Raw genomic sequence first — 12,495 nt, 5'->3', positions numbered from 1 at the left:
CGACGCGCTGCGCCCACTGGAAAACCCCGAGATCGCACTGGAAAAAGCAAAGGCCTTGACGAATCTGATTGTTAAACTATGTCAAAATCCCGTTGCTGAAACACTAACTTTTACCTATCGGCAGCAATTACTAGACTTGGCAAGGCATTTTCCGTCGAACCCTCTTATCTGGGAACAGGTGTTCGTATCTCTAGTGCTTCTACCGTTTGTAGAGGCATTACCTAAGGCAAACGCCGCGCTGCAACTTCTCAAAATAAATTTGCCTCGTCTGAGCGATGAAACCGAAGAGCACAGAGCCAGAGGTTTCATTGAGTATTGCTTTCAGACAATTGAGTCTTTGACGAAAGAAGAAGCCGAGCAAGATAAATTAAAGCCAGTGTATTGGGAGTTTATGGTTTTGTATCCATTTATCGGTTCAATCCAAATGGCGGAAGACAAAGCCCAGGCAACCGAAGCCTTCTTCATGTACACTGTTGAACAAGTTAGCGATGCTGAAACCAACCAGGAAAATGCTATAAAAAATCTTCAGCAATGCTTCCAAACCTTAGAATATTTATCTCAAAATTTCCAGCAATCGGAGATAATACAAGACGCGTTTGTAAAAATAAAAAAGTTTGTAGAAGACAATTTTTCGATAGAAGGTTAAAAAGAATGATCAATCTGTAAAAGAATTCGAATTTTTTCGTAAAAGGCTTTTCTTCGAAAGGGTGTCACGCCGCATCCCCTAGAAATAAACTTAACATTACAGTGTTATTCAAATATCGGCAGTTCAACACAAATTACAGAGTTCATTAAACCAACAAAAAGTGAAAAGCTTTCTTCCCCGCCTTCTGCTGCTGCTCGTCGCCTTGATTGCCATTAATTGGTTAGCGTCGTTTGTGTCGCTGCGCTGGGACTTGACAGAGGACAAGCGCTACACCGTGTCGGACGCAACGAAGCGGCTGCTGGAAGGGCTGGATAAGGATGTGAACGTGACTGTCTACCTGGCGGGAGACTTCCCACCCGGCTTCGAACGGTTGGAAACGGCTACGCGCGAAACCCTGGAAGAATTCAAGACCTACGCTGACGGGCATCTCACTTACAGATTCATCGATCCATCGGTGGCCTCCACCGAGGAAAAACGGGGGCAGCAGTATCAGCAGCTCGTAGAGGCGGGGCTGACTCCTACCAATTTATTTGACAACGAAGGCGGGAAGCGCACCGAGAAGCTGGTTTTTCCGGGAGCCATCGTCGAAGCCGATACACTTGCAGTGCCCGTTCAATTGTTGAAAGGGAACAAGAGTGCTTCCTCCGAGGAGCAATTGAATCAATCCTACGAAGGCGTAGAGTTTCAGATCGCTTCGGCCATCCGGCAATTAATACCGACCGAACGTAGGCGGGTGGGCCTGGTCGTGAGCCATACTTCGGCTTCACCGGCCGGATTTTCGGACCTGATTGCCACAATGCAACAGAAGTACGATGTGTTTCTGGATGTAAACAACCCTGCTTCTTATGACGGGCTGGATGCACTGCTGGTACTTAAACCCGATCAGCGATTCAGCGATGAGGAGAAGTATATGTTTGACCAATACGTAGTGAATGGCGGCAAAGCGCTGTTTTTTGTGGATGGAGCCAAGGTGGATAGCATTAGTCTGGAGGGTACTTTCGCCCAACCGCTGGACCTGAATCTGGGCGATTTGTTTTTTAAGTGGGGCGTCCGCCTGAATGCCAATCTGGTCAAAGACATGAATAGCGCGGCCATTCTGCTCAATGTGGGCAACCTGGGTGACCAACCGCAGCTCAAACCGTTGCCGTGGCGGTTTTTTCCGCTGCTGAATAACTTTGGCAATAGCCCGATCACCCGCAACATCGACGCCATTTACACCCGGTACCTCAGTTCGCTCGATACGGTAGGCGGGGCGGCGGGCATTCGGCGTACCCCATTGCTCATGACCTCGCCCTATACCAAAACCTTGAACGCGCCCGTGCTGGTCGCTTACAACGAAGCCCGGCAGCAGCCAGAGGCAAACGAGTATCAGGGTGGTGCGAAACTGGCTGCCGTGCTATTAGAGGGTAGTTTTGTTTCTTTATTTCAGAACCGCATCCTGCCCGAAGACCCCCGCAGGGCTACGTTCAAAGAATCAGGCACGGCCGGCAAGGTGATGCTCTGCGCCGATGGCGACGTAGTGATCAACGACTTCGACTTCCGCCGCAATACGCCTTTTCCGCTGGGATTCGACCGCGTAACCAACAACGTTTTCGGTAATAAAGATTTTGTACTGCACGCCCTCGACTACATGCTCGACCCCGATGGGCTCATCACGGCCCGGACTAAGCAAATCAGCATTAGGCCGTTGGACAAAATCCGGCTTCAGGATGAACGCACTCAATGGCAACTTTTCAACCTGCTGCTTCCCCTTGGACTGATCGGGCTTTTCGGAGCTACGCGATACGGATTGCGGCGGCACAAATTCGCGCGCCAAGGCTGAGGGCTCCGTTATTTTTCTTACTTTTGTCCCTTACGGGCAAAAGCCCATTTTTGACTTAAAACCCTACCCAACCCTATAATTTCACCTCATTTAAGCCTCTGTGTCTTATGAAGTTCGTTGTCTCTTCCTCAGTGTTGCTCAAACAGTTGTCGGCCATCAATGGTGTCGTTTCGACTAACCCGATTGTGCCGATTCTGGAAAATTTCCTTTTCAATCTTGAAAACAACACCCTGACGGTCACGGCTTCTGACCTGCAGACAGTGATGATCACGGAAATAGAGGTGGAAGGTGGCGATAAGGGAGCCATTGCCGTACCTGCCAAACTGCTGCTTGATACATTGCGCGGCTTACCTGAGCAGCCAATTACCTTCAATGTGGATGAGGAAACCTTCGGCACCGAAATCGTTTCGGACAACGGACGCTACAAACTCTCCGGTGAAAACCCCATCGACTTCCCCAAAACGCCGAGTGTCAACCGTGGCCAGTCGGTCGACTTTTCTTCGACCGCTTTGGGTACGGCCATTGCCAATACCATCTTTGCGACCAGCACTGACGACCTGCGCCCTGCTATGACGGGTGTCTTCGTCCAAATCGGCACCGAAAACGCCACCTTCGTGGCTACCGACGGCCACCGTTTGGTGCGCTACCGTCGTACCGACATTCAGTCGGCGGCGGATACTTCCATGATTATCCAGCGTAAAGCGCTGAACCTGCTCAAATCCTGCCTGCCTGCCGAGGACGTGCCTCTTAAAGCAGAATTCACTGCCTCGAATGCATTTTTCAGCTTCAATAACATCCGTATGATTTGCCGTCTGATCGATGAGCGATTCCCGGATTACGAAAATGCCCTTCCGACCAATAACCCAAACACGCTAACCATCAACCGGATGGAAATGCTGAACTCGCTGCGAAGGATTTCGATATATTCCAATCGCACTACCCACCAGGTACGCCTCAAAATGGAGCCTGGGAAGTTGTCGATTTCCGCCGAAGATCTAGACTACTCCAACGAGGCTAATGAAAAGTTGATGTGTGAGTTCAACGGCGATCCAATGGAAATCGGTTTCAACGCCAAGTTTCTTATCGAGATACTCAGCAATCTGGTGTGCAAGAACATCACCTTCGAACTCTCTGCCCCCAACCGCGCCGGACTCATCATTCCTGTGGAGCAAGAGGACAACGAGGATATTCTGATGCTAGTGATGCCGGTGATGCTGAATACATACGCTTAGTTTGGAGTCGACACAATCATAAAAAGAAAAGGCCCGGCTTCCACCGGGCTTTTTCTTTTCGATCGGAAAAATCAGAAGCACTCATTTCATCAATGACTGCAAAACTCCTTCTTTCAAAGCGTAAGTCGATACCTTGATTTGCTGGATAGTGTGCGTACGCAGGATGTAGTCGATCAGGCAGGCGGCAACTACGATCATATCCACCCGCAGCGGCACCATGCCTGGTATGGCAAGCCGTTCGTCGTGATTACGACTAAGCAACAATTCGAAACTACGATAAAACTCCTCCATCGGTAGCTCGAAACTCGTTTGGGCACGGTCCGGGAAAGTACCCGTGCGGTACTGAAAATCCATCGCCACCAGCGTGTCGAATGAACCTGATGAACCCACCACCGTGCCGGGCGCGTACTGATGCACAGCGTTGGCAAGCGGTATAAGTTGCTCGTCGAAGTAATGGTAAAGCCGTTTGCGGTCGGCCTCGGTAAGCGGATCGGTGCGCATGAACTTTTCCATGAGCCGCTGTCCCCCAATCTCAAAACTCTGCTTCCAGAAGACTTGGTTTTGGTTACCAATGATAAACTCTACGCTGCCACCACCAATATCCATGACCAGCACGGGCTCGTCACCCAATGCTACGGCTGCTTTCACGCCCTGGTAGATGTACTCCGCTTCCTGCGCACCATCGATTACCCGAATGACGATACCGGTTTCTTCCCGGACAATCCGGCAAAACTCCTGACTATTCCCGGCGTTGCGGACTGCGCTTGTGCCGAAGGCGAAGACTTTCTCGGGCGCTATCTCAAATTCCAGCAGCTTTTCCTGATAAAATCGGAGGACACCCAACGCTCGCTCAATGGCGTCTTCGGTGATGACCCGCTGATTGATCCCCCCCAGGCCGATTCGGGCCGCCCGGCTTTCATGAAAAATCTTGGACATTTCCCCTTCGAACTTCTCTACGATAAGGAGGTGAAAAGTGTTGGTACCCAAGTCGATAATGCCGAGTCGGTCTTTCATAAGGTCAGGTAAGCAGGCGAATAGTCAACAAGAGATGGCAAAAATAGCAGATTTAACCATAATCAGTCATTGGAATTGGCTCTTTACACAAAAAAATACACCTTCAAAAAATTGATAAACAATAAGTTATGGCTAAGAAAACTAAAAACTGGAACCCATAAACTTGAAACGCCTTGATTTTCTACCAAAACTATGTTTTCTTTGCAGTCCCAATTTTTGAAAGCCAACAAAAAATACTCAATAGATTTATGCTGATTATCAATGTAAAAGACAACGAGTCGATCGATCGCGCGTTGAAGCGGTACAAGAAGAAATTTGAAAGAACCGGCACCATGCGCCAGTTGCGGACCCGTCAGGCTTTCACTAAGCCTTCTGTGAAGCGTCGTCATGAGATTCTGAACGCTGTTTACAAGCAGAAAACTTACGGTCACTTAGAGGATTAGTCTTTGAGGCTTTTCTTGACCATTGATTGAATCAGGCAGGAGAGGTATATCCTTTCCACACTCTATATTCAAGAGGCCGTCTTATAGCAAGACGGCCTCTTCTTGTTGCCCATAAGCGCCGATTTCGTATTTTGGGCAACAAAAATCTTCAATATTTGTGAACCCCGAACACTGTACCACCCTCTTCCTCGACCATCTGCGGTACGAAAAGCGCCTGAGCGAACACACGCTCACAGCCTACGCGAGCGATTTGGATCAGCTGGCCAAATACCTGCTGTTTCAATATGAGTGCGACCAGCCCCAAACGGCCACTGCCCCCATGTTGCGCTCTTGGGTAGTTAGTTTGGTGGAAGAAGGGTTGAATGCTACTTCAGTCAACCGTAAAATGGCTACACTCCGCTCCTTTTACGGGTTTTTGCGCCGCCGTCAGCTCATCACCGATAATCCTGCCCGCAACCTTCAGTCCCTGAAAACAAAGCGCAAGCTCCCGGCCTTTGTGGAAGAGAAGGCAATGGAGTTGTTATTTGATGAAGTGACGTTTCCCGAAGATTTTTCCGGCCTGCGCGACCGCGTGATTCTGGAACTGCTCTACGGAACAGGAATGCGCCTTTCGGAACTGTTGTCTTTGAAAGTAGATGACATCGACGCATTGACCAGGATTGTACGGGTAACGGGAAAACGAGCAAAGGAGCGGCTTATTCCGATCACAAATTCTCTTTCCAGGCTTCTGGTCCAATATATTGAAGCCAGAACCCCCGCTGAGAATACCGACCGCCTCATCCTGACCGATGCCTGTAAGGCTGCTTACCCGGTTTTTATCCAGAGAACCGTAAAAAAACATCTTTCTGCCGTAACGACTTTATCCCAGAAGAGTCCGCACGTGCTGCGCCATACCTACGCCACGCACCTGCTCAACCGCGGCGCCGACCTCAACGCCATTAAAGAACTGCTCGGCCATGCCAACCTCGCCGCCACGCAGATCTACACCCACAACTCAATTGAAAAGCTCAAGAAATCCCACCAGCAGGCGCATCCGAAAGCTTAGCTTAGTAGAGGGTGGAGCGCTGAAAGTGAAAAGTGAAAAAGGCGTGGCATGTTGTAAAACAGGTTTTTACCCAATGTGGCCATTTTAAAAATTCTGCTCTGAGCCTTTAAAACCAATATTTTCAAGGTATATTTGCTTGTAAAGCAGTTATTATATTTTGAAAGCAGGAAGAATGTAGCGCATTTATTGTTGTAACAACTGCATACCCTTCACTTTCAACTCTCCATTTTCAACTTTATAAATGAATCAAGTCTTTCAGGAAGCCGTCGTCACGAAGTATAACATTTTCAATAGCCTGTTTTTGAGTTTGCCGTATCGCGGTGTGTTCCAGACGGGCTCGCTGCTACCGCTGCTTACCCAGAAATGCGAAGAAGGGTTTGAAAAGAATAAATCGCCGCGCCAAATCATCGAGCATTTTTTCAGCGAGTATTTGGAAGAAGCCACTCCCAAACAAAGGATGGATCTGCTGTTCGCTTTCATCCAATACATCGAGCGGCAGGTAGTTTTGTTTGATTCGGTGGAAGATGCCGCCTTTGACCTCACCCACGAGATGGATGGCAAAGGTTCGGCCAAGTTCCTTGCCGACCGGCTGGATTCCGACGCGCTGCACAAGAAAATGCTGGATAAATTGCAGGATTTCAGCGTCCGTATTGTCCTGACGGCTCACCCCACGCAATTTTATCCTGGTAAGGTACTTGGGATCATTAATGACCTGGAAAAATCCATCCGGGAAAATGACTTCACTGCGGTTAACCAATTGATTCTGCAACTGGGAAAAACTGCTTTCATCAATCACACCAAGCCCACCCCCTACGACGAAGCGGTGAGCTTGACCTGGTTCCTGGAAAACGTCTTTTACGACGCTATTCCGGCCATTCTGAAAAAACTCATTGATAACCTCGGTATGTCCGCCCATGACTGGCCGTACCCTAATGTCTTCCGGCTGGGCTTCTGGCCGGGTGGGGATCGCGATGGAAATCCGTTTGTTAACGCTGACATTACACTCAAAGTAGCAGCTAAACTCCGCGACTCACTTCTGCGCGGGTACTATCGCGACATCCGCAACCTCAAACGTCGCCTCACTTTCAAAGGCGTAGAGGACACCGTAGCCACGATGGAGCGCAAGATGAACAGTACCATTTTTGGTCCTGAGAACGAAGGCTACCAGCATGCCGACGAACTGATGGGTGAACTGCAAAAGGCACGACAGGTGCTGGTTGAAAAACATCAGGGACTTTTTCTGGATATCCTGGATGATTTGATTCTGAAAGTCAAGTTGTTCGGTTTTTTCTTTGCTAGTCTGGACATCCGGCAGGACAGCCGCAAACACCTCAAGGCCTGGGAAGACATTCTGAAAAGGCTGGAATCGAAAATTCCGTTGTTGAAATACGACGATTATCAGAACTGGGACGAAGCCCGAAAAATTCAGACACTGCTTTCCCTTAATATTCCCCTTCGCGAGGAAGACTATGAAGATGTGACGACCAAGGACATTCTTGGTTCGATGCGCACGATTGCGACCATTCAGCAACGCAACGGGATGCCGGGGGCGCATCGCTATGTAATCAGCAACTCCCAAACAGCACTGGATATTATGGGTGTCGTGGCCCTGGCCAAAAACCTGCTCGCCGACGCTCAGGGACATCTGAAGCTGGATGTAGTGCCACTCTTCGAAACCGTGGAAGACCTGGCTAACGCTGCCGACGTCATGCGGGTGCTGTATGAAAACGATTACTACCGCGCTCACCTAAGCCGTCGGGAAAATCACCAGACCATAATGGTTGGCTTTTCGGATGGCACCAAAGACGGTGGATACCTCCGCGCCAACTGGTCCATATACGGAGCTAAAGAAGAACTAACCAAAGTCTCGCGCGAGTTCGGCATCAAGGTGACGTTTTTTGATGGCAGAGGTGGCCCTCCGGGCCGTGGCGGTGGCAACAACCAGAATTTTTACGCCTCACTGGGCAAGGATATCGAGGATAAGGAAGTACAGCTCACCGTACAGGGACAGACGATCAGCTCTAACTACGGTACAGTACTGACGGGTATGTACAACCTCGAACGCCTCTTTACCGCCGGGCTGGAAAACAGCCTGTTCCGCGCTAATCGCAAGGACGAGCAACTGACCGAAGCCGACAAAGCCCTGATGGAGGAACTGGCCGAAGCTGCCTACCAATCCTATTTGGAATTAAAAAACCATCCGGCCTTTGTCAAGTACCTGGAAAAGAAAACTCCCTTACGCTTTTATGGCCAAACCAACATCGGAAGCCGCCCTACGAAGCGCGGGGCCGCTGGCGAGGGATTGAAGTTTGAGGATTTACGGGCTATTCCGTTCGTAGGCTCCTGGGCGCAGATGAAGCAGAACGTCCCGGGTTTTTACGGCTTCGGCTCAGCTATTCAGCAACTGGCTGATGCAGGTAAGCTGGACGATATCAAAAAGTTGTACAAGAAGTCGCTGTTTTTCCGGACATTGGTCGAAAACTCCATGCAGTCGCTGTCGAAGGCATTTTTCCCTGCTACCGAGTACCTGCGCGAAGAGGAAGACTATCGCGATTTCTACGACAAAATGCATGAGGAATTCAAGCGGACTGACGAACTGCTGCTGAAAATCTCCGGTCAGCACGAATTATTGGAAAACAACGCCGTATCACGCGAGTCTATCAAAATCCGTGAGCGCATCGTGTTGCCTTTGATTACTATCCAGCAATACGCCCTGCAAATGCTCTCCGAAGCACCCGAAAACCGAGAGGTAGAGGAGGAAGTATTGAATAAGCTTGTAATGCGGGCCATGTTCGGAATCATCAACGCGGCGCGGAACTCTGCCTAAATTTGAGATTTCATTACTGTCCGCCAAGCACTGGCACAGTACACTATTTATCAGGCCGGAAGTGATCATTCACTTCCGGTTTTTTTATGTGCGACCAATGAAATCTGATTGATGAGCTATCACTAATACAATAAAATAATCCAAAAATTTGTTGAAATAACAAATTGTCTGTATAATTGTTGTGTAAGCAACAATATAGATCGTTTACGCATCAACATTTTGGATTATGCCCATTTACCACCGCCTTGGAGAAGTTCCGCCCAAACGACACACGCAGTTCAGGAAGCCGGACGGTAGCCTTTATCACGAACAGGTTTTTGGCACCGTAGGCTTCGAGGGTATGTCGTCGCTGCTCTACCATTTGCAGCCACCTACACAGGTCAGGGCAGTTGGTTCGCCGCAAGATGTCAGTCCAAAAATTGCCGTTGAAAACAACCTGACGATGCGGAAGCTGCTTGGCTTTTCGGTAAAACCGATGGACGATTTTCTGGATAGCCGGATACCCCTTTTGGTGAATAAAGATATCATCCTTGGCGTGGCGGCACCACGCCACTCGCTCACGGATTATTTCTACAAAAACGCTGATGCCGACGAATTGCTCTTCATCCACAAAGGCAGCGGTAAACTCCGCACGGCCTTTGGCTCCATTTCTTTTCAATACGGTGATTATCTGATGATTCCGCGCGGAATGATTTATCAGATCGGGTTCGATACTGAGGACAACCGTCTGCTATATCTCGAATCGCACTCACCGTTGGAAACGCCCCGCCGCTACCGCAATCATTTCGGCCAGCTCAAAGAGCACGCACCATATAGTGAGCGCGATTATAAGCTGCCCGTTAATCTGGAAACGCACGATGAGACGGGCGATTTTTTGATCAAAATAAAAAAACAAAACGCCCTGCATCCGCTCACTTATGCCACGCATCCATTCGATGTAGTGGGCTGGGACGGATACAACTACCCCTGGGGTATTTCAATCCACGATTTTGAGCCGATCACCGGGCGCGTCCATCAGCCGCCGCCCGTGCATCAAATGTTCCAGACCGATGCCTTCGTGGTCTGTTCGTTCTGCCCCCGACTCTACGATTACCATCCTAAGGCCATCCCGGCCCCCTACAACCACAGCAACATTGACTCCGATGAGGTACTTTATTACGTGGACGGCGATTTCATGAGCCGCAACGATATCGCGGCAGGTCACCTTACGCTGCATCCCGGCGGCATCCCCCACGGACCACATCCGGGCGCTTACGAGCGTAGTATCGGCAAAAAAGAGACTCACGAATTAGCCGTGATGGTAGACACTTTTCGCCCGCTTATGCTCACCCAGGCGGCGCTGGCAATCGACGATGGGAAGTACTTCAAGAGTTGGATCGAAAAAAGTGATGAATGATGAATTATTGATCGGAAGCAGGAAAATTTTCCACTGTCAGCTATCCACTATCCACCAAATCAATGGAAACCTTAGAATTAGAAAAACCTAGCGCAACCCGGGATTTCCTGCCGTTGAACGGCACGGACTATCTGGAACTCTACGTGGGCAATGCCCGGCAGGCGGCGCACTATTTTCAAACCGCCTTTGGCTTCCAGCCACTGGCTCACGCAGGTCTGGAAACGGGCCTGCACGATCGTGAATCCTACGTACTGGTGCAGGACAAAATTCGCCTTGTACTTACTTCGCCTTTGACCAAAGGCACTACCATAGGCCAACACCTCGACCGCCACGGCGACGGGGTGCGCGTAGTGGCGCTCTGGGTGGACGATGCTACTTATTCTTACCAGGAAACCGTCAGGCGTGGTGCTAAATCATTCCTGAAACCTACCGTTGAAGAAGACAAAAGCGGTCGTGTCGTGCGCGCGGGCATCCACACCTATGGAGACACAGTCCATGTCTTTGTGGAAAGAAAAGATTACAACGGTGTGTTCCTGCCCGGTTTCGCGTCCTGGCAACCCGAGTATCAACCTACTCCCGTCGGGCTGCGCCACGTGGACCACATGGTGGGCAATGTGGGTTGGGACGAGATGAATGTCTGGACGAAGTTCTACGCCGAAGTTATGGGATTCAACCAGCTGGTATCCTTCGACGATAAGGATATTTCTACCGACTACACTGCCCTGATGAGCAAGGTGATGAGCAATGGAAACGGCCGTATAAAATTCCCCATCAATGAACCTGCCGAAGGCCGTAAAAAGTCGCAGGTGGAAGAGTATCTGGACTTCTACGACGGCCCCGGCATTCAGCACATAGCCGTGGCCACGGATGACATAGTCGAAACCGTAACGCAATTGAAAAGCCGTGGCGTGGAATTTTTACAGGTACCTGCGACCTACTATGACGACCTGCTTTCCCGCGTCGGCGATATCGATGAAGAAGTGAGCGAACTCCGCAAACTCGGCATTTTGGTCGACCGGGATGAGGAGGGGTACTTATTACAGATTTTCACCAAACCAATTATGCCCCGTCCAACGCTCTTCTTCGAAATTATCCAGCGTAAAGGGGCAAAGTCCTTTGGCAAAGGAAATTTCAAGGCACTTTTCGAGGCGATTGAAAGAGAACAGGAGCTGAGGGGAACACTTTAGACAATTGTGAATGAGTATATGTCGGACGGGGCCGCCCGGCGATGAGCGGTCCGCCGCGCGGTGAATAATTTATTCCGACATCCACTCATTCCGCCATTCACAACTAAGTATGAACCAACCGTATCATAGCTATACTCCCGCGGACCACGGCATGTGGCAGCGGCTATTTGAACGGCAGATGGAAATTTTGCCGCATATCGCCAGCGAGGCTTACCTTAGCGGCGTAGACAAGGTCGGTTTTGTGGCTGACCATATCCCCAATTTTGACGAAGACACCAACCCGCGTTTGCGCAAGCTCACGGGCTGGGAGGTGTATGTAGTACCGGGACTGATTCCACACCAGGAATTTTACCAGCATCTTGCCAATCGGCAATTTCCGGCTTCTACCTGGTTGCGCAAGCCCGAACAACTGGATTATCTCGAAGAGCCGGATATGTTTCACGATACCTTTGGTCACGTGCCGCTGCTCAGCAATCAGGCTTTCTGCGATTTTATGGCCGATTTGAGCAAAGTAGCCCTGCGGTTCATCGACGACGAGGTTGCTCTGCAGCGTCTATCGCGATTGTACTGGTACACCGTGGAGTTCGGGATGATTCGGGAAAACGGTCAGCTGAAAATTTATGGTGGCGGCATTATTTCTTCGCCCGGCGAAAGTAAATACTGCATGCGCAACGATGTTCCGAAACTCGATTTTTCCGTTTCCGAACTGCTCGATACCCCTTACCATATCGACCGCTACCAGAAGCATTATTTTGTGATCGATTCCTACAGTCAGCTTTATGGCTCGGTGGCAGAAATCGGACAAATATTGGAGAGAGAGGCAACAAAGACCGCCGTTCACTAATAATTTGGCAAAAAAAATAGTGATTTGTTAGCATAGCAA

10 protein-coding genes are annotated in these 12,495 nt (G+C 49.8%); 9 read left to right on the top strand and 1 reads right to left on the bottom strand.

Going from position 1 to position 12,495, the window contains the following annotated elements; genetic code table 11:
* The 3 genes from IE117_RS25855 to dnaN form a co-directional block, all read left to right on the top strand.
* Positions 1-646 (top strand): hypothetical protein (locus IE117_RS25855; protein WP_189569175.1); only part of this gene is annotated, 646 nt, incomplete at its 5' end.
* Positions 647-806: 160 nt separating this feature from the next.
* Complete coding sequence (gene gldG / locus IE117_RS25850; RefSeq protein WP_189569171.1) at positions 807-2,468, top strand: gliding motility-associated ABC transporter substrate-binding protein GldG; 1,662 nt, start codon at positions 807-809, stop codon at positions 2,466-2,468.
* A 107-nt stretch (positions 2,469-2,575) separates the two neighbouring features.
* Complete coding sequence (gene dnaN, locus IE117_RS25845) at positions 2,576-3,700, top strand: DNA polymerase III subunit beta (RefSeq protein ID WP_189569169.1); 1,125 nt, start codon at positions 2,576-2,578, stop codon at positions 3,698-3,700.
* Positions 3,701-3,781: 81 nt separating this feature from the next.
* Here the strand turns inward: dnaN and IE117_RS25840 are convergent, their stop codons facing one another.
* Positions 3,782-4,714: a Ppx/GppA phosphatase family protein gene (locus IE117_RS25840; protein WP_189569166.1), complete on the bottom strand. Its 933-nt coding sequence runs from the start codon at positions 4,712-4,714 to the stop codon at positions 3,782-3,784.
* A 248-nt stretch (positions 4,715-4,962) separates the two neighbouring features.
* Between IE117_RS25840 and rpsU the strand changes: the two genes are divergently transcribed.
* The 6 genes from rpsU (at position 4,963) to IE117_RS25810 (ending at position 12,456) form a co-directional block, all read left to right on the top strand.
* Entirely contained in the window at positions 4,963-5,157 is a 195-nt protein-coding gene (gene rpsU / locus IE117_RS25835; protein ID WP_189569188.1) for a 30S ribosomal protein S21, read from the top strand.
* 157 nt (positions 5,158-5,314) lie between these two features.
* Complete coding sequence (locus IE117_RS25830; protein ID WP_189569164.1) at positions 5,315-6,202, top strand: tyrosine-type recombinase/integrase; 888 nt, start codon at positions 5,315-5,317, stop codon at positions 6,200-6,202.
* 241 nt (positions 6,203-6,443) lie between these two features.
* Complete coding sequence (locus tag IE117_RS25825) at positions 6,444-9,029, top strand: phosphoenolpyruvate carboxylase (RefSeq protein ID WP_189569161.1); 2,586 nt, start codon at positions 6,444-6,446, stop codon at positions 9,027-9,029.
* A gap of 226 nt (positions 9,030-9,255) precedes the next feature.
* Positions 9,256-10,425, top strand: coding sequence for a homogentisate 1,2-dioxygenase (locus IE117_RS25820; RefSeq protein ID WP_189569158.1), 1,170 nt, complete (start codon positions 9,256-9,258; stop codon positions 10,423-10,425).
* 62 nt (positions 10,426-10,487) lie between these two features.
* The gene (hppD, locus tag IE117_RS25815; protein WP_189569154.1) at positions 10,488-11,612 is read left to right on the top strand and encodes a 4-hydroxyphenylpyruvate dioxygenase; all 1,125 of its coding nucleotides are present in this window, start codon (positions 10,488-10,490) and stop codon (positions 11,610-11,612) included.
* Positions 11,613-11,721: 109 nt separating this feature from the next.
* Positions 11,722-12,456, top strand: a complete 735-nt coding sequence (locus tag IE117_RS25810) for a phenylalanine 4-monooxygenase (protein WP_189569151.1) — start codon at positions 11,722-11,724, stop codon at positions 12,454-12,456.
* Positions 12,457-12,495 lie beyond the last annotated feature (39 nt).

Source organism: Persicitalea jodogahamensis (assembly GCF_014651615.1).
Classification (GTDB): Bacteria; Bacteroidota; Bacteroidia; order Cytophagales; family Spirosomataceae; genus Persicitalea; species Persicitalea jodogahamensis.
This window is presented reverse-complemented; position numbering and strand designations above follow the sequence as displayed.

Bases quoted from the DNA above. Each gene is read 5' to 3' on its own strand.
- dnaN (WP_189569169.1), top strand. From the start codon at position 2,576: ATGAAGTTCGTTGTCTCTTCCTCAGTGTTGCTCAAACAGTTGTCGGCC.
- IE117_RS25840 (WP_189569166.1), bottom strand. From the start codon at position 4,714: ATGAAAGACCGACTCGGCATTATCGACTTGGGTACCAACACTTTTCAC.
- rpsU (WP_189569188.1), top strand. From the start codon at position 4,963: ATGCTGATTATCAATGTAAAAGACAACGAGTCGATCGATCGCGCGTTG.
- IE117_RS25825 (WP_189569161.1), top strand. From the start codon at position 6,444: ATGAATCAAGTCTTTCAGGAAGCCGTCGTCACGAAGTATAACATTTTC.
- IE117_RS25820 (WP_189569158.1), top strand. From the start codon at position 9,256: ATGCCCATTTACCACCGCCTTGGAGAAGTTCCGCCCAAACGACACACG.
- hppD (WP_189569154.1), top strand. From the start codon at position 10,488: ATGGAAACCTTAGAATTAGAAAAACCTAGCGCAACCCGGGATTTCCTG.
- IE117_RS25810 (WP_189569151.1), top strand. From the start codon at position 11,722: ATGAACCAACCGTATCATAGCTATACTCCCGCGGACCACGGCATGTGG.